The sequence below is a fragment of the Streptomyces sp. NPDC039424 genome (assembly GCF_055639495.1).
In genome coordinates, this window is record NZ_JBVKAI010000008.1 from 302,455 (window position 1) to 320,116 (window position 17,662).

Consider the following 17,662-nt stretch of genomic DNA (forward strand, 5'->3'; position numbering starts at 1 on the left):
CTTGACCTCTCTCCCGGGCGGGCCGAGGATCATGTGCCATGACGCAGGGACAGGGCAGCACGGTGGACGGGGTGCTGCGGCGCAGCGCCCGCCGCACCCCGGCGCGCGTGGCCGTGGAGTACGGCGAGCGCGCGTGGACGTACGCGGAACTCGACGACGCCGTCTCCCGCGCGGCGGGCGTGCTCCTCGGGCAGGGCCTCGCCAAGGGCGACCGGGTCGGCGCCTACGGCCACAACTCCGACGCCTATCTGATCGCCTTCCTCGCCTGCGCCCGCGCGGGCCTGGTCCATGTGCCGGTCAACCAGAACCTCACCGGCGACGACCTCGCGTACATCGTCGGCCAGTCGGGCAGCGGCCTGGTGCTCGCCGACCCGGACATCGCCGGGCAACTCCCGGACGGTGTACGGGTGATGCCGCTGCGGGACGCCGACGACTCGCTCCTCGCGCGGCTCGCGGCCACACCGCCGTACGACGGTCCCGAACCGCGCACCGAGGACCTGGTGCAGCTGCTGTACACCTCGGGGACCACGGCCCTGCCCAAGGGCGCGATGATGACCCACCGGGCCCTGGTGCACGAGTACCTGAGCGCGATCACCGCCCTAGATCTGAGCGCCGGCGACCGGCCGGCGCACGCGCTGCCGCTGTACCACTCGGCCCAGATGCACGTCTTCCTGCTGCCCTACCTCGCCGTCGGCGCGACCAACATCATCCTCGGCGCGCCGGACGGGGACCGCCTCTTCGACCTGGTCGAAGCGGGCCGCGTGGACAGCCTGTTCGCGCCGCCCACGGTGTGGATCGGCCTGGCGAACCGGCCCGACTTCGCCACCCGCGACCTGAGCGGCCTGCGCAAGGCGTACTACGGGGCTTCGGTCATGCCGGTGCCGGTCCTGGAGCGGCTGCGCGAACGGCTGCCGAAGCTGGCCCTCTACAACTGCTTCGGCCAGAGCGAGATCGGCCCCCTCGCCACCGTGCTCGCACCCGACGAGCACAAGGGCAGGCTCGACTCCTGCGGTCGCACCGTGCTGTTCGTGGACGCGCGCGTGGTCGACGAGGACGGCGCGGACGTGCCCGACGGCACGCCCGGCGAAATCGTCTACCGCTCCCCGCAGTTGTGCGAGGGCTACTGGGACAAGCCCGAGGAGACCGCCGAGGCCTTCCGGGACGGCTGGTTCCACTCGGGGGACCTGGCGGTACGGGACGCGCACGGCTACTTCACCATCGTCGACCGGGTGAAGGACGTCATCAACTCCGGTGGTGTCCTGGTCGCTTCGCGGCAGGTCGAGGACGCGCTGTACACGCACGAGGCCGTGGCCGAGGCCGCCGTGATCGGCCTGCCCGACGAGCGGTGGGTCGAGGCCGTCACGGCGGTCGTCGTCCGGCGCGGGGAGGTCACCGAGGAGGAACTGATCGCCCTCGCGCGCGAGAATCTCTCCCCCTTCAAGGCCCCCAAGCGGGTGCTGTTCGTGGACGAGCTGCCGCGCAACGCCAGCGGGAAGATTCTCAAGCGCGAGCTGCGGGACCGGTTCAGCGGCTGACGGGGGCGTCCGCCGGCAGCAGAGCCTCGCCGAGCCGACGCCAGTGGGGCATCGCGGACCGGCCCGGCTCCACACCGATCACCTGCACGGCGACGTGGTCGGCGCCCGCCTCCAGGTGTCCGCGCAGCTTCGCCACGACCAGGTCCACATCGCCCCAGAACACGAGGTCGTCGACCAGCCGGTCGCTGCCCCCGCAGGTGATGTCGTCCTCGGTGTAGCCGAGCCGGCGGAACTTGGCGATGTTGTACGGGGTGTTCAGGTAGGGGTCCAGATGCTCGCGCGCGAGGGCCCGGGCCCGGCCGGGGTCGGACTCGAACAGCACCGGGTGCTCGACCGCCAGGAACGCGTCCGGGCCGAGGATCTCCCGCGCCCGCGCGGTGTGGGCCGTGGTCACGTGGTAGGTGTGGGCCCCGTCGGCGCGGTCACGGGCCAGCTCCAGCATCCTGGGCCCGTACGCGGCCAGGACGCGGCGGGCCGGGGTCCGGGGCGCCGGGTTGGGCGTCTGTGCCGTGTCCAGCGCGTCCAGGTACTCGGTCATCGCGGCGACGGGCCTGGTCCCCGGTCGCGGCTGACCGCCGAAGCCCAGCCCGAGTACGTGCCGGCCCGGATAGGCGTCGGCCAGCAGGAGCGCGCCGCCGTGCGCCCACCGCGCCTCGCGCGACCAGATCCGGGCGATGCCGTTGACGACGCGCAGGCGCTCGGTGCGGGAGAGCAGATAGCCGGCGTGGGTGAGCGCGTCCCGTCCGAGCAGCTCGGGGATCCAGAGTGCCGGCCAGCCCTGCTCCTCCAGCTCCTGGACCGACTCGCTGATCCGGGCGGCCGGTTGGTGCTCGAAGTCGAAGGTGTAGATGCCGAACGTGCCGAGATCCAGGTGGTGTGTGCCGCTCATCGCGTGTCCCCTCGTGAACCGAATCACCTCATGAACCGAATCACTATCGCATCGAAATATCGCAGAATCTCGATATGAAGCCCAAGGGGGTGAGTGAACTTGCCGAAAGTGGCCGGATCTGATCGCTACAGCGTGCGCCCCAGGTCCGCGACGAGCTGGGTGATGCGCTCCTCGTCACGCTTGTAGTGAGTCCACTTGCCCACGCGCGTCGCCCGCACCAGGCCCGCGCGCTGGAGTTCGGCCATATAGGCCGACACGGTCGACTGGGCCAGTCCCGCCTTGGCCTGGATGTGGCTCACGCACACACCGACCTCCGCCGGGTCGGCGATCGCGGCCTCCATCGGGAAGTGCCGCTCGGGATCGCGCAGCCACAGCAGCAGCTGCAACCGCACCGGGTTGGACAGCGCACGCAGCGCGCCGACCAGGTCCGGGTCCGGTGTGGTCGCGGTGTCCGTCATGGACCCGGAGTATAGGCGGGACCGCTAACGCGGGCGCAGGTCCACGATCCGGCGGATCTTGCCCACCGACCGCTCCAGCGACTCCGGCTCGACGATCTCGACGGTGACGGAGACGCCGATGCCGTCCTTCACCGCCGCCGCGATGTCCCTGGCCGCCGCGTCCCGTGCCCCGGGCGTGGCGCCGGGGCGGGCCTCGGCCCGCACGGTGAGCGCGTCCAGGCGGCCCTCGCGGGTGAGGCGCAGCTGGAAGTGCGGGGCGACGGCCGGGGTGCGCAGCACGATCTCCTCGATCTGGGTGGGGAACAGGTTCACCCCGCGCAGGATCACCATGTCGTCGCTGCGGCCGGTGATCTTCGCCATCCGCCGGAACACCCGGGCCGTGCCCGGCAGCAACCGGGTCAGGTCACGGGTGCGGTACCGGATCACCGGCATGGCCTCCTTGGTGAGGGAGGTGAACACCAGCTCGCCCTCCTCGCCCTCCGGCAGCACCTCGCCGGTGATCGGGTCGACCACCTCCGGGAAGAAGTGGTCCTCCCAGATGTGCAGGCCGTCCTTGGTCTCCACGCACTCCTGGGCCACCCCCGGGCCGATCACCTCGGAGAGCCCGTAGATGTCGACCGCGTCGATCGCGAACCGCTCCTCGATCTCGCGCCGCATCTCCTCCGTCCACGGCTCGGCGCCGAACACCCCGACGCGCAGGGAGGTGGAGCGCGGATCCACTCCCTGCCGTTCGAACTCGTCGAGCAGTGTGAGCATGTAGGAGGGCGTGACCATGATGATCCCGGGCCGGAGATCCTGGATCAGCTGGACCTGCCGGGCCGTCATACCGCCGGACGCCGGGACGACCGTACAGCCCAGGCGTTCGGCACCGTAGTGGGCGCCCAGGCCACCGGTGAACAGCCCATAGCCGTAGGCCACATGCACCGTGTCGCCGGGCCGGCCGCCCGCCGCCCGGATCGAACGGGCCACCATGTCGGCCCACATGGAGAGGTCGCTCTCTGTATAGCCGACCACTGTGGGACGTCCGGTGGTGCCGCTGGAGGCGTGGATGCGGCGGATCCGCTCGCGGGGCACGGCGAACATCCCGTACGGGTAGTTCTCCCGCAGGTCGGCCTTGGTGGTGAAGGGGAAGCGGGCCAGGTCGGCCAGTGAGCGGCAGTCCTCCGGGCGGACTCCCGCCTTGTCGAAGGACTCCCGGTAGAAGGGCACATGGGCGTAGGCGTGCCGAAGCGACGCCCGCAGCCGCTCCAGCTGCAGTGCCCGCAAGGCCTCCGCGTCGAGCCGTTCTCCCGCGTCGAGCAGGTCCCTCGCATCCGCCATGGGACTTCTCCCTCGCCAGCGTCTCTTCCCGTCGACCGATCGTTCGGTCGAGCCGTTCGGGATCAGTAACGCAGGCGACGTCGTCCCGGGCAAGGGGTCTGCCCGCGATTCCCGGGACGCTGGGACACTGGCGTACCTTCGGCGCCATGCCGATGTTCACCGCACCCGACGGGACCGAGCTCGCCCACCACGTCCACGGTGAGGGCGAACCCCTCGTCGTCGTGCCGGGAGGGCCCATGCGGGCCTCCGGCTACCTCGGCGATCTGGGCGGACTGGCCGCCCATCGCCGACTGATCCTGCTCGATCTGCGCGGAACCGGCGACTCCGCGGTGCCGGAGGATCCGGCGACGTACCGGTGCGACCACATGGTCGACGACGTGGAGGCATTGCGTGCCCATATGGGGCTGGAGCATATGGATCTGCTCGCGCACTCGGCGGGCGGGAGCCTGGCGATGCTGTACGCGGCGCGGTACCCGGCACGGGTGCGGCGGCTGGCGCTGATCACCCCCAACCCGTCGGCTCTCGGCATGCGGGCCACCGCCGACGACCGGCTGGCAGCGGCCCGGTCGCGCGCGGACGAGCCGTGGTTCGAGAAGGCGTTCCCGGCGCTGGAGGCCTGGCTGACGGGGGAGGGCGAGTTCGACGAGGCGTGCATGCCCTTCTCCTACGGCCGGTGGGACGACACCGCCCGCGCCCACGCCGCGTCCGACGAGGAACAGACCAACGAGGAGGCGGCCGACCGGTACTTCGGCGCCGGCGCCTTCGCCTCGGACGCCACCCGGGCCGCCCTCACCGCACTGACCGCCCCGGTCCTCGTCCTCGCGGGCGAACGCGACGGCGGCCCCCGCCCCGACCTCGCCCGACGTATCGCCGACGCCTTCCCGCGGGGCGAACCGGCCGTACAACCCGGCGCCGGCCACTACCCGTGGCTGGACGACCCGGCGTGGTTCGTACGCCGGGTCGCCGCCTTCCTCGACGGCGGTGGAACGCTTCCTGAGTGACGACCGCACCGCTCCTGGCGGTGCCGGAGCCGTACGGCGAACGCCTGAGCGCGCTCAGCCCGCCTGCGGGCCGTACGCCGTCATGAAGCGGTCGCGGAACTTGTTCATGCTCCACTCCGGGGCGTTGTCCGCGGGCTTGAGCCCCTCCGTCCAGCCCCAGTCGGCGACGCGGTCCAGCACCTTCGGGTCGTGGGCGACGATGCTGACCGGCACGTCCCGGTTGGCGCTGCCCCCGGTGACTGTCGGGACGGGCTGGTGGTCGCCGAGGACGACGAGGACGGTGTCGTCGTCGCCGTAGCGCTGCATCCACTGGGTCAGGCTGTCCAGGGAGTACTGGATGGCCTTGCGGTACTCGGTCCGCACGCGCTTCGCGCTCTTCCAGACCTCCGTCGGGTTCGTGCCCTCCTCCTTGATCTTGTAGAAGACCTTGCCGTCCCCGAGGTCCTTCCAGTCGATCACGTGGGCGATGGGGGACCAGGGGTTGTGGCTGGAGGCGAGGATGATCTCCGCCATGATCGGGTCGCGGTTCTTCTTCCCGTGCTCCAGCTTCTGGAACGCCTCCAGGCTGAACTGGTCCGGCACCGGCGTCCAGCTGAAGTACGGACCCTGGTAGCCGAGGTGCGTGGAGTCGTAGATGTGGTCGAGGCCGAAGTACTTGCCCTCGGGCCAGGCCTTGCGCACGCCCGGGACGATGCCGACCGTGCGCCAGGCGCCGGTCTTCTGGAAGTAGCTGGTGAGGGTGGCGCGGTCACTGGTGGTCAGGGTCCGGTACCGCTGCTGGTTCTTGATCCACAGGCCGGACAGGAACGTAGAGTGGGCGAGCCAGCTGCCGGCGCCCGTCACGGGTGACCTGAGCCAGCCGCTGCGCGCCGCGAAGCCGGCCGACCTGAGCCTGGCGTCGCCCTCCTTGAGCGTCGCGTCGACCTCCGGTGCCATCGCCGGATCGTCGATCGCCACCCGGCCGTAGCTCTCGATGAAGGTGAACAGCACGTCCTTGCCACGCAGTCCGGTCAGCAGCTGGTCGGACGGGGTGCCGGCGAAGGCGTCGACGGCCATCTGCTTCTTGAAGACGTCGGCGTCACCGAGGCCCTCGCGGACGTACTGCACCCGGTTGTCGAGGTACTGGGCGTAGCCCTTGGTGGCGACCGTGACACCGCCGAACTGCACACCCATGGTGAAGCAGATGATCCACACGGTGCCGAGGACCAGCGTGCCGCGTATGGCCACGGGACGGTGCCGGGCCATCACGTCCGCCAGCCGCACCACCGCGAGCGCGGTCAGCACGAGCACCAGGATGACCAGGACGACGGCCCCGACGATCGCGAGCACCTCACCCGAGCGCCCGAACGAGTCCTTCACCCAGTCCGCCCCGTCGCTCAGCAGAACCCAGTCGAAGACCAGGTCGAACGGCCGGGCCAGAGTCTGGCGGAAGCCCATGTCGAGGCACTTCAGGATGGCGGACAGCCCGAGGAACGCCCCCAGGACGACGGCCGTGATCCGCCGTGCCCTCGACGGCAGCGCGAGCAGGACCGCCGCGAGGAAGATCTCCTCGACGGGGAGGCGGAGGAAGGACTGGAGATCGATCCGGTCGAGGCGGTTGGGCACGACGAGCACGACGAACACCAGCGCACCGGCGAGGACACTCGTACCCACCCGCACGGCACGTGCGGCGCGGGGGTAGCGCCGCCGCCAGCCGAACCAGCCGGGGCGTGCGGCAAGGGCCTGCGGGGGAGCCGCTTCGCTACCCTCGGCGGCCTCCGTCTCCTCCGCCTCCGGATCCTTCCCGGTGTCCGGCAGTTGACTGGGCGGAGTGTGGTGCGACACCCGAAGGTCCTTCCGTACGTGTCCCTGTGCTGGTGCGACGGCCCCGGCTCGGGAGGCCGGACCGTCATCACCCGTACGGCCGGCCGCCACCTTCTGTTCAATGCCGAGGCCGACGTGCGCAAAGGGTACGCCAGGGCCGGAGGGCTACCGGTCCGCGGCCACCGCCACCTCCCGTGCCCACCGGTAGTCCGCCTTGCCGCTGGGCGACCGCTGGATGGACTCCGCGATCACCAGTTGGCGCGGGACCTTGTATCCGGCGAGCTGGGTACGGCAGTGGGACTGGATGTCCGCCAGGGACGGCCGCGCCGCGCCCTCGCGCAACTGCACCACCGCGGCCACGTGGTTGCCCCAGGTGGTGTCCGGCACTCCGGCCACCAGCGCGTCGTACACGTCCGGGTGCGACTTGAGCGCCTGCTCGACCTCCTCCGGGTAGACCTTCTCGCCACCGGTGTTGATGCACTGGGAGCCGCGGCCGAGGACGGTGACGACGCCCTCCTCGTCGACGGTCGCCATGTCGCCGAGCAGTACCCAGCGCCGGCCGTCCTTCTCGAAGAAGGTCTCGGCTGTTTTCCGTGGATCGTTGTAGTAGCCCAGGGGTACGTGGCCGCACTGCGCGACCCGGCCGATCTCGCCGGGCTCGACCGGCTCGTAGGTGGCCGGATCCACCACCGTGGTACGGGAGTTGACGCGGATGCGGAAGCCGCGCCCGGGGCCGGAGTCGTCCGTCGCGGTGCCGTTGAAGCCAGACTCGGAGGAGCCGAAGTTGTTCAGCAGCATGGCGTTCGGGACCAGCTCCCGGAACTGCCGGCGCACCGTCTCCGACATGATCGCGCCGGACGAGGAGACGCTGAACAGGGAAGAACAGTCCGCGCCCTTCAGCGGCCCGTTCAGCGCGTCGATCAGCGGGCGCAGCATGGCGTCGCCGACCAGGGACATGCTGGTGACACGCTCCTTCTCGACGGTCCGCAGCACCTCCTCGGGCACGAACTTGCGGTGGATCACGACCCGTTGCCCGAAGTTGAAGCCGATGAACGCGGTGAGGGTGGAGGTGCCGTGCATCAGCGGGGGAGTGGGGAAGAAGGTGATTCCGGAGCCGCCCGCGGCCACCCGCTCGGCGAGCTCCTCCGGCTTGTGCACGGGCTCGCCGGTCGGCGCGCCGCCACCGAGCCCGGAGAAGAAGAGGTCCTCCTGGCGCCACATCACACCCTTGGGCATACCGGTGGTCCCGCCGGTGTAGATGATGAACTGGTCGTCGCCGGAGCGCGCCGGGAAGCCTCGCCCCGGCGACCCGCTCTCCTCGGCCTGCCCGAACGGCAGCACGGCCGCCCCGGGCACCTCGGCCGCCCCCGCGGCCGGTGAGCCCACCCGCAGCAGGTGCCGCAGCCTCGGGGAACGCGGCACCGCCGCCGCCACCCGGTCGGTGAACTCCGCGTCGAAGACCAGCGCGACGAGATCCGCGTCCCGGTAGAGGTAGACCAACTCCTCTTCCACGTAACGGTAGTTGACGTTGACCGGAACGATCCGTGCCTTCAGGCAGCCGAGCACCGTCTGCAGGTACTCGACGCCGTTGTAGAGGTGCAGCCCGAGGTGTTCGCCAGGGCGTATCCCGCTGTCGGTCAGATGGTGGGCGACGCGGTTGGCGGACGCGTCCAGCTCCGCGTACGTCAGGCGGCGTTCCTCGCCCGTGCCGGGGTGGTCGACGTAGACGAGCGCCTCACGGTCCGGGACCACGTCGACGACCGACTCGAACAGATCGGCAAGGTTGTACTCCACCGCTCCTCCTGACCCCGGCGACCCGGCGGCACTCGGCGGAGAAAGGCGCGTCCGCCGGTTTCGCCGGTCATCAGAGCAAAGGGCGCGCCAACTGTGAAGGGTCCGCGCGAAAGAATCTGACTGTCTGTCAGAAAACCCTTGAAGTGCCCCCTCCGCTACTGCAACCTGTTCTCGTTCTGTCAGAGGGGAGCTGGGTGATGGATGGAACCGAACATCTGACCGTGCAACGCGAGGGCGCCACACTGGTGCTCACGCTCAACCGGCCCGAGGCCAGGAACGCGCTCTCGTTGCCGATGCTGGTCGGCCTGTACGACGGCTGGCTGGAGGCCGACGAGGACGACGCGGTCCGTTCCATCGTGCTCACCGGCGCCGGAGGCGCCTTCTGCGCCGGAATGGACCTCAAGGCGCTGGCCGGAAAGGGCATGGAGGGGCAGCACTACCGGGACCGGCTCAAGGCCGACCCCGACCTGCACTGGAAGGCGATGCTGCGCCACCACCGCCCGCGCAAACCGGTGATCGCCGCCGTCGAGGGCGCCTGCGTCGCGGGCGGCACCGAGATCCTGCAGGGCACCGACATCCGGGTCGCGGGCGAGTCCGCGACCTTCGGCCTGTTCGAGGTCCGGCGCGGACTGTTCCCGATCGGCGGCTCCACGGTCCGGCTGCAACGCCAGATCCCGCGCACCCACGCGCTGGAGATGCTGCTCACCGCACGGCCGTACACCGCTCGCGAGGCCGCGGGCATCGGCCTGGTCGGGCACGTCGTCCCCGACGGCACGGCACTCGCCAGGGCGCTGGAGATCGCCGAACAGATCAACGCCTGCGGCCCGCTGGCCGTCGAAGCCGTCAAGGCATCGGTGTACGAGACCGCCGAGATGACCGAGACGGACGGGCTGGCCGCCGAGCTGAAGCGCGGCTGGCCGGTCTTCGACACCGCCGACGCCAAGGAAGGCGCCCGCGCCTTCGCGGAGAAGCGGCCCCCCGTCTACAAGCGCGCCTGACTTCCGAGGAGAGCCTTCGATGCCAGCAGTCCTCAAAGCGCCACTCGTCGTCGAGTTTCCCTTCACCCGCTCCCTCGGCCCGGTCCAGAGCGCCTTCCTCACCGGACTGCGCGAACGCGTCGTCCTCGGGGTACGGACCGGTGACGGACGCACCCTCGTCCCGCCGGTCGAGTACGACCCCATGACCGCCGAGGAGATCCGCGACCTGGTGGAAGTCGCGCCCACCGGCACCGTCACCACCTGGGCCTGGAACCACGAACCCCGCCGCGGCCAGCCCCTCACCACCCCCTTCGCCTGGGTCCTGGTCCGGCTCGACGGCGCCGACACCGCCCTGCTGCACGCCCTCGACGCCCCCGGCCCCGGCGCCGTGCACACCGGCATGCGCGTCCGGATCCGCTGGGCCGGGGAACGCTCCGGCGCGATCACGGACATCGCCTGCTTCGAGCCGTACGACGGCGAGGAAGCCTCGACCACCGGCCACACCGGGGAGTTCGCGGACCCCGTCACCGGCATCGTCGCCCCCGCCCGCCTCGACTACACCTACTCGCCCGGCCGCGCCCAGTCCGCCTACATCAACGCCCTGTCCGGCCGGCGCACCTTCGGAGAGCGCTGCCCCTCCTGTCGCAAGGTGTACGTCCCGCCGAGGGGTGCCTGCCCCACATGTGGGGTCGCCACATCCGAACAGGTCGAAGTGGGGCCCCGCGGCACGGTCACCACCTACTGCGTCGTCAACATCAAGGCGAAGAACCTCGACATCGAGGTGCCCTACGTCTACGCGCACATCGCCCTCGACGGCGCCGGCCTCGCCCTGCACGGCCGCATCGGCGGCATCCCCTACGACCAGGTGCGCATGGGCCTGCGCGTGGAGCCGGTGTGGACCGACGGAGCCCGCTACCCCGACCACTACCGGCCCACCGGCGAACCAGACGCGGACTACGAGACGTACAAGGAGCTGCTGTGACCCGGGACATCGCGGTCGTCGCCTTCGCCCAGACCGACCACCGGCGCACCAGCGAGGAGCTCTCCGAGGTGGAGATGCTCATGCCGGTGCTGCACGACGTCCTCGGGCAGACCGGCCTGAAGACCGCTGACATCGGCTTCACCTGCTCCGGCTCCAGCGACTACCTGGCCGGCCGCGCCTTCTCCTTCACCCTCGCCCTCGACGGTGTGGGCGCCTGGCCGCCGATCTCCGAGTCGCATGTGGAGATGGACGGCGCCTGGGCGCTGTACGAGGCATGGACCAAGCTGCTCACCGGGGACGCCGACACCGCGCTGGTCTACTCGTACGGCAAGTCCTCGCCCGGCCCGCTGCGCGACGTGCTGACCCGGCAGCTCGACCCGTACTACGTCGCCCCGCTCTGGCCGGACTCCGTCGCCCTGGCCGCACTCCAGGCGCAGGCGCTCATCGACGCGGGGGAGGCCGACGAGCCCGCGCTCGCCGCGATCGGGGCGCGCAACCGGGCGGACGCCACCGGCAACCCCCACGCCCAGCTGCGGGGGCCGCTGCCACGAGGGGAGTACCGGGTACGTCCGCTGCGCACCGGCGACTGCCCGCCCATCGGCGACGGCGCCGCCGCCGTGATCCTGGTGGCGGGCGACCGGGCCCGGGAACTGTGCGCGCGGCCCGCCTGGATCCGGGGCATCGACCACCGCATCGAGGCCCACGGCCTAGGCGTACGCGACCTGACCGACTCACCGTCCACCCGGCTCGCCGCCGAGAAGGCCGGAGCCTTCGAACGGCCTGTCGACACCGCCGAGTTGCACGCGCCGTTCACCTCCCAGGAGGTCGTGCTCCGCAAGGCGCTGCGGCTCGGCGACGACGTCGCGGTCAACCCCTCCGGGGGAGCCCTCGCCGCCAACCCGGTCATGGCCGCCGGGCTCATCCGCATCGGCGAGGCCGCCGCCCGCATCCACCGCGGCGACTCCGACAGGGCGCTCGCCCACGCCACCTCCGGCCCCTGCCTGCAACAGAACCTGGTCGCCGTACTCGAGGGGGATCCCCGATGAGCAAGGAGCCCGTGGCCGTCACAGGGATCGGCCAGACCAAGCACGTGGCGGCCCGCCGGGACGTGTCGATCGCCGGCCTCGTCCGGGAGGCCGCCCGGCGCGCCCTCGACGACGCCGAGCTGACCTGGGCCGACATCGACGCCGTGGTCATCGGCAAGGCGCCCGACTTCTTCGAGGGCGTGATGATGCCCGAGCTCTACCTCGCCGACGCGCTCGGCGCGGTCGGCAAGCCGATGCTGCGGGTGCACACGGCCGGATCCGTCGGCGGCTCGACCGCCCTCGTCGCCGCGAACCTGGTCGCCGCCCGGGTCCACGGCACCGTCCTCACCCTCGCCTTCGAGAAGCAGTCGGAGTCGAACGCCATGTGGGGACTGTCCCTGCCCATCCCCTTCCAGCAGCCGCTGCTGGCCGGCGCGGGCGGTTTCTTCGCCCCGCACGTGCGCGCCTACATGCGGCGCAGCGGAGCACCCGACACGGTCGGATCCCTGGTCGCCTACAAGGACCGGCGCAACGCCCTGAAGAACCCCTACGCCCACCTCCACGAGCACGACATCACCCTGGCGAAGGTCCAGGCCTCCCCGATGCTGTGGGACCCGATCCGCTACTCGGAGACCTGCCCGTCCTCCGACGGCGCCTGCGCGATGGTCCTCACCGACCGGGCCGGAGCCGCCCGCGCCCCCCGGCCGCCCGCCTGGATGCTCGGTGGCGCCATGCGCAGCGAGCCCACCCTGTTCGCCGGGAAGGACTTCGTCTCCCCGCGGGCCGGCAAGGACTGCGCCGCCGACGTCTACCGGCAGGCGGGCGTCACCGACCCGCGCCGGGACATCGACGCCGTCGAGATGTACGTGCCCTTCTCCTGGTACGAGCCCATGTGGCTGGAGAACCTCGGCTTCGCCGAGGAGGGCGAGGGCTGGAAGCTCACCGAGGCCGGGGTGACCGAGCTCGACGGGGACCTGCCCGTGAACATGTCGGGCGGCGTGCTGTCCACCAACCCGATCGGCGCCTCCGGCATGATCCGCTTCGCGGAGGCCGCCCTCCAGGTGCGCGGACAGGCCGGGGAACACCAGGTGGAGCGGGCCCGCAGGGTGCTCGGGCACGCCTACGGCGGCGGGTCGCAGTTCTTCTCCATGTGGCTCGTGGGGTCCGAGCCCCCCGACTCCTGAAAGGTCCCCCTCACGTGGCCTGTTGGCCGTCCGGACCGATCGCTAGGCTGGCCGCGGACGACGAACCGGGAGGAGCACGGACGTGGCCGAGAGCATCACCCAGCAGAAGCCGCTCATGGGCTGGGACAAGCCCGAGCTGGACCTGAGCAAGGCCGAGTGGCAGTCCAGCAGCCGAGGCCTTGGGGATGTGCAGATCGCCTTTGTCGAGGGATTCATCGCGATGCGCAACAGCGACCGCCCGGAGAGCCCTTCCCTGATCTTCACACCCGCCGAATGGGGCGCGTTCGTGTCGGGGGCGAGGGAGGGAGAGTTCGACCTCACCTAGGCCCCGCCGGGACCGCCGTCGGGACCGGACTCCACCGCGCGCGTGTTGGTGCTCGGGTCGGGCGGCCCCGCCGACGGGCCCGGGCCTCCGGTGGTCGCCGCCCGCCCCTGGCCTGACCGGACGGCGGTCGGTGCGGCCACCGGCGATCCCGTGCCGCACCCGGTCCGCGGACCCGCCCGCCCGGCGCCGCGGCTCGCCCGGGCGGCCCCGTATCCCGGGCGGCTCCGGAAGGCCACCCGGTCGGACGGTAGCGGTACCGGAAGAGACGCTGCCCACACGTCACCGAGGACGCCCGGGCACGTACCATGGCCGCATGTCGTTCCTCCGCCGCCGCAGCGCCACCCCCGCCGGGCCCGACTTCGACGTACTGGCCATGGACCCGGGTGACTGGCCCGGCAACCTGGGCGCCGGACTGCTGCCCGCCCCCGACGGGAGCTGCCAGGGCGTCTTCCTGCGCTACGACCTGTTCGGCGGCCGAGGCCCCGCCATGATCATCGGCAACCTGCCGGAGGGCTCCCCGGCCCGTGAGGTCGCCGACGGCGAGATCCCCTTCGAGGTGGCCCAGCTGCTGCTGGCGCTGGAGAACGACGAGGAGGTGACCGTCACCGACACCGAGGACATGCCGGTGCTGCAGGGTGACAACCTCCTGATCGTGCGCCGTCTGAAGCTTTCCGAGAGCCGGATCTCCTGCGTACAGTTCGACCGCAGCGACGGCGTCCTGGTCACCATCGCCGCCTGGGACCGCCCCATCACCGACGACTTGTACGCCCTGCTGAAGCCGCTCCCGGCGGAGCTTTTCCAGCAGGGCTGACACCGCTACCCGGCCGACAGCTCCACCCGGACGTCCGCGGCGCGCACGAACGCCACCCGGTGGCCGTACTGGATCTCGTAGTACAGGTCCTTGCCGATCACGACCCGGTGCGAGTCGGTGGTGAAGGTGACCGCGTAGTAGTACTCGCCCGGCACCACGTCACCGAGCACGTACCGCTGGCCCGCCGGCAGCGTGTACGGCAGCGGTGACACCGCCTGGGCGGGCACCCCGGCCGGGTACGCCTCCTTCTCGGGGTAGGCGCGGCCGTACACCGGAACGCTGCTCGGACCGTCCTTCGGCGTGACGACCAGGCCGATGGCGTTCACCGCCGTCGGCTCCTTCTCCGGGTTGCGGAACCAGGCCTTCTGGCCCAGGTACCAGATCGCCGTCCAGTCGCCCCAGCGGTCGGCCACCGCGTACTGCTGGCCGGTCGACACCCGCGAGGACAGATCGTTCACCCCGGTGGTCGGGGCCGTGCCCAGGCCGATGTCCTTGATCAGGGCCGAGGTCTCGTCGTGGTCGGAGTAGAGCCGGACCTCGCCGGAGCCGTGCGCCGCGCACGGCTCGCCCTTGGCGGCGCAGCCCGTGTACACCGGCTGGTTCGCCGTGTAGTCCGGCCGGATCGTCACCAGCCCGCCCCACTTGCCCGCGGTGCGTTTGAAGGGATGGCCCAGCAGCTCGAAGTAGTGCCGCCAGTCCCAGTACGGGCCGGGGTCGGTGTGCATGCCGGGGACGGTGGAGGTGGTCGGGCCGGGCACGTTGTCGTGGCCGAGGATGTGCTGCCGGTCCAGCGGGATGCGGTACTTGCCCGCCAGGTACCTCACCAGCCGTGCCGAGGACCGGTACATCGCCTCCGTGTACCAGGCGTCCGGCGCGGCGAGGAAGCCCTCGTGCTCGATGCCGACCGACTTGGCGTTGACGTACCAGTTGCCCGCGTGCCACGCCACGTCCTTCGCCTTGACATGCTGGGCGATCAGTCCGTCGGTGGAGCGGATGGTGTAGTTCCAGGACACATAGGTGGGGTCCTGGACCAGGTTCAGCACCCCGTCCCAGGTGCCCTCCGTGTCATGGACGACGATGTACTTGATGCTCTGCGACACCGGGCGGTCGCCCAGGTCGTGGTTGCCGTAGTCGTTGTCCCCGAACTCCTCGTACGGCGCCGGGATCCACTCGCAGGACACCTTCTTCGGGCACTCCGTGCCGTCGTCGGAGACCGTGCGCAGCCCCGCGCGTTCCAACTGGGCCGTGTCCGGGCTGAGGTGCGGCCGGGCGGCCAGGGTGACCAGCTGGCCGGCGTCCGTGCTGCGCTCCTCGCCGGTGCGCAGCACGTCGTACACGTCGTTCGCGTACGCCGCCGCCGTCGCCGTGTCGTCCGCGCCGGAGAAGCGGGCCACCGCCCCGTACCAGTCGGCCGGGTCGGTGCTCAGCGGCTCGCCCAGGTCCTTCTGGGCGGCGGCGAGCAGGGCGGCGCCGCCGGTCACGTTGGCCGCCGGGTCGGTGCGCAGTTTCGCGGCGGGGATCCCGGTCAGCTCGGCCGCCCTCGGCAGCGTCTTCAGCCGGGCCGGCAGCGCGGAGTCCGCCGGGATCTCCGCATCGGGGCGCAGGGCCGGGCGGGCGCCGTCACCGCGGGCGTCCTCGGTGCCCTCGCTGTGGTGCGGCAGCGTGGCGAGGGCGGTGTGCGCGTCGGTGAGGTGCATCGGGCCGTAGCCGCCGGTGACGCTCGGCGCTCCCTCGTGCGTGTCCCAGCGGGACTGGAGGTAGGAGACGGCCAGCAGGACGCTCTGCGGCACGTGGTACTCGGCGGCGGCGGAGGTGAACGCCTGCTGCAGCTCGCCGGTGGAGGACCCGGCGCTCTGGGAAGGGGCCGCCCCCAGCAGCGGGAACAGCAGGGCGGCGGAGGCGACGGCCACGGTCGTCGCACGGGTACGTCTGCTGCGGAGGGCGGGCGTCGGGGCGGTGGCGGATCCTCGCAATGCAGCCTCCTGGCAAGGGCGAGCGTGGCGGGGCGTGCGGGGCCGAGCGGTGGGTCAGTGGTACCGGCTGGCCGACGATCCGTCAATCATGCCCGGGAGGAGGGGATTTCCCCTGTCATGACGAGCCCCGGACACACGAAGGTCCGCGGTGCGCCGCCGCTGAAGGCGCACCGCGGACCTCGCGTCCCCGTCAGCGAGTGCCGACCGCCGCGCGCACGGCCCTGCGGGCCAGCTGGCAGTCGTCGTGCAGCCGCCTGAGCAGCAGCCGCTGTTCCTCGCCGGACGGCGCAGCGCCCGGGTGGGCCATGCCCGGTGCCGCCGGGGCCGCGTCGTGCATCGAGCGCTGCACGGCCGTCTCGTACGTACGGATCTCACGGGTCAGGACGAGCATCAGGTTCACCAGGAAGGCGTCTCGCGAGGCCGGTCCCGCCGCCTGGGCGAGCTGGCTGATCTGCCGCCGGGCCACCGGCGCGTCCCCGAGGACGGACCACAGCACCGCCAGGTCGTAGCCCGGCAGGTACCAGCCCGCGTGCTCCCAGTCCACCAGCACTGGACCGGCCGGTGACAGGAGGATGTTCGACAGCAGCGCGTCGCCATGGCAGAACTGCCACATGCCCTGGCGCCCCGCCGTGTGCGCGATGCCGTGCATCAGCTTCTGCAGGTCGCCCAGGTCCCGGTCGGTGAGCAGCCCCAACTCGTGATACCGGGTGATGCGGGCCGCGTATTCCAAGGGCCGGTCGAAGGTGCCCGCGGGGGGCCGCCAGGCGTTCAGCCGGCAGATCGCGCCGAGGGCCGCCCGGATGTCCGCCCGCTGCGGTGCCTCCGCCGGGTGCCGCTGCAGCGCCGCCACCCGTCCGGGCATGCGCTCGATCACCAGGGTGCAGTTGTCCGGATCCGCCGCGATCAGCCTGGGCACCCGGATCGGTGGCCGGTGCCTGACGAACGAGCGGTATGCGGCTATTTCGTGCCGGATCCGCTCCGCCCAGGCGGGGGAGTGGTCCAGTAAGCACTTGGCGACGGCCGTGTTGCGCCCCGTCGTCCCGACAAGGAGCACGGACCGTCCGCTGCGGCGCAGCACCTGCACCGGAGCGAACTCCGGACAGATCCGGTGCACCGACGCGATCGCGGTGCGCAGCTGCGCGCCCTGGGGGCCGGACAAGTCGAGTCTCCCGCTGAGCGGCTGGGTGCCGGGACCTCCGGCGCGCCGCGGCCGGCCCGCACCGAGCACGGCGGGTCCCGGACGCGCGCCGGGGTCCAGATAGGGTCCGCCGCCCGCCGGGCGGGGACGCAGCGGCCGGGGAGGGGCGGACACGGAGGACGATGCTGCGTACATGGGAGATACAGATCCCTTCGTGTGCCTGCGGTGCCTGCCTGTGATGCCTTGCGCACAACCCGGCCCGGCAGCCCGGGTGCACCCTGGGGAATGCACCTGTCATATGAAGCGGCGACCGGGTCGGGGTGGCGCGTTCCTACCCGACACCCGATGACCAGTGGCACACCATCTGGCGCACCCTGGCGAACCCTGGCGAATAGTCGCCCGGCAACCTCCCCCGGGCTACTGTCAACTCAGCCGAGAACCTGGGGG

Annotated in this window: 15 protein-coding genes; 8 read left to right on the top strand and 7 right to left on the bottom strand. The window is 71.5% G+C overall.

What is annotated here, in order from left to right:
- Positions 1-38: 38 nt before the first annotated feature.
- Positions 39-1,535, top strand: a complete 1,497-nt coding sequence (locus ACZ7L0_RS22500) for an acyl-CoA synthetase (RefSeq protein ID WP_471244273.1) — start codon at positions 39-41, stop codon at positions 1,533-1,535.
- On the opposite strand, the gene ACZ7L0_RS22505 is transcribed toward ACZ7L0_RS22500, so the two are convergent.
- From ACZ7L0_RS22505 to paaK, 3 genes are all read right to left on the bottom strand, one after another.
- Positions 1,525-2,424, bottom strand: coding sequence for a TIGR03620 family F420-dependent LLM class oxidoreductase (locus tag ACZ7L0_RS22505; protein WP_471244274.1), 900 nt, complete (start codon positions 2,422-2,424; stop codon positions 1,525-1,527). The two genes, ACZ7L0_RS22500 and ACZ7L0_RS22505, sit on opposite strands and share 11 nt — an antisense overlap.
- 125 nt (positions 2,425-2,549) lie before the next feature.
- Positions 2,550-2,882, bottom strand: a complete 333-nt coding sequence (locus ACZ7L0_RS22510) for an ArsR/SmtB family transcription factor (RefSeq protein WP_471244275.1) — start codon at positions 2,880-2,882, stop codon at positions 2,550-2,552.
- Positions 2,883-2,906: 24 nt separating this feature from the next.
- The gene (gene paaK / locus ACZ7L0_RS22515; protein ID WP_471244276.1) at positions 2,907-4,202 is read right to left on the bottom strand and encodes a phenylacetate--CoA ligase PaaK; all 1,296 of its coding nucleotides are present in this window, start codon (positions 4,200-4,202) and stop codon (positions 2,907-2,909) included.
- A gap of 146 nt (positions 4,203-4,348) precedes the next feature.
- Here paaK and ACZ7L0_RS22520 point away from each other — a divergent pair, with 146 nt between their 5' ends.
- Positions 4,349-5,203: an alpha/beta fold hydrolase gene (locus ACZ7L0_RS22520; protein WP_471244277.1), complete on the top strand. Its 855-nt coding sequence runs from the start codon at positions 4,349-4,351 to the stop codon at positions 5,201-5,203.
- Between the two features lie 54 nt (positions 5,204-5,257).
- On the opposite strand, the gene ACZ7L0_RS22525 is transcribed toward ACZ7L0_RS22520, so the two are convergent.
- On the bottom strand, positions 5,258-7,027 hold the full coding sequence (locus ACZ7L0_RS22525; protein ID WP_471244278.1) for an alkaline phosphatase family protein: 1,770 nt from the start codon (positions 7,025-7,027) through the stop codon (positions 5,258-5,260).
- A gap of 144 nt (positions 7,028-7,171) precedes the next feature.
- Positions 7,172-8,800: an acyl-CoA synthetase gene (locus ACZ7L0_RS22530; protein WP_471244279.1), complete on the bottom strand. Its 1,629-nt coding sequence runs from the start codon at positions 8,798-8,800 to the stop codon at positions 7,172-7,174.
- Positions 8,801-8,997: 197 nt separating this feature from the next.
- On the opposite strand from ACZ7L0_RS22530, the gene ACZ7L0_RS22535 reads away from it, so the two are divergent.
- The 6 genes from ACZ7L0_RS22535 (at position 8,998) to ACZ7L0_RS22560 (ending at position 14,104) form a co-directional block, all read left to right on the top strand.
- A complete protein-coding gene (locus ACZ7L0_RS22535) occupies positions 8,998-9,798 on the top strand; it encodes a crotonase/enoyl-CoA hydratase family protein (RefSeq protein ID WP_471244280.1) in 801 nt (266 codons plus the stop codon).
- A 19-nt stretch (positions 9,799-9,817) separates the two neighbouring features.
- Entirely contained in the window at positions 9,818-10,759 is a 942-nt protein-coding gene (locus tag ACZ7L0_RS22540) for a Zn-ribbon domain-containing OB-fold protein (protein WP_471244281.1), read from the top strand.
- Positions 10,756-11,805: a thiolase domain-containing protein gene (locus ACZ7L0_RS22545; protein ID WP_471244282.1), complete on the top strand. Its 1,050-nt coding sequence runs from the start codon at positions 10,756-10,758 to the stop codon at positions 11,803-11,805. Before ACZ7L0_RS22540 ends, ACZ7L0_RS22545 begins: the two co-directional genes overlap by 4 nt.
- Positions 11,802-12,968 carry a thiolase domain-containing protein gene (locus tag ACZ7L0_RS22550; RefSeq protein ID WP_471244283.1) on the top strand — a complete coding sequence of 389 codons (1,167 nt, stop codon included), beginning with the start codon at positions 11,802-11,804 and terminating at the stop codon, positions 12,966-12,968. The genes ACZ7L0_RS22545 and ACZ7L0_RS22550 overlap by 4 nt, the downstream gene beginning before the upstream one ends.
- A gap of 82 nt (positions 12,969-13,050) precedes the next feature.
- Positions 13,051-13,293: a DUF397 domain-containing protein gene (locus ACZ7L0_RS22555; protein ID WP_471244284.1), complete on the top strand. Its 243-nt coding sequence runs from the start codon at positions 13,051-13,053 to the stop codon at positions 13,291-13,293.
- 313 nt (positions 13,294-13,606) lie between these two features.
- Positions 13,607-14,104, top strand: a complete 498-nt coding sequence (locus ACZ7L0_RS22560) for a hypothetical protein (RefSeq protein ID WP_471244285.1) — start codon at positions 13,607-13,609, stop codon at positions 14,102-14,104.
- A 5-nt stretch (positions 14,105-14,109) separates the two neighbouring features.
- On the opposite strand, the gene ACZ7L0_RS22565 is transcribed toward ACZ7L0_RS22560, so the two are convergent.
- Together ACZ7L0_RS22565 and ACZ7L0_RS22570 are read right to left on the bottom strand one after the other, a co-directional pair.
- Positions 14,110-16,077 carry an N-acetylmuramoyl-L-alanine amidase gene (locus tag ACZ7L0_RS22565; RefSeq protein WP_471244286.1) on the bottom strand — a complete coding sequence of 656 codons (1,968 nt, stop codon included), beginning with the start codon at positions 16,075-16,077 and terminating at the stop codon, positions 14,110-14,112.
- Between the two features lie 190 nt (positions 16,078-16,267).
- Complete coding sequence (locus ACZ7L0_RS22570; RefSeq protein ID WP_471244287.1) at positions 16,268-17,410, bottom strand: aminoglycoside phosphotransferase family protein; 1,143 nt, start codon at positions 17,408-17,410, stop codon at positions 16,268-16,270.
- Positions 17,411-17,662: the final 252 nt, after the last annotated feature.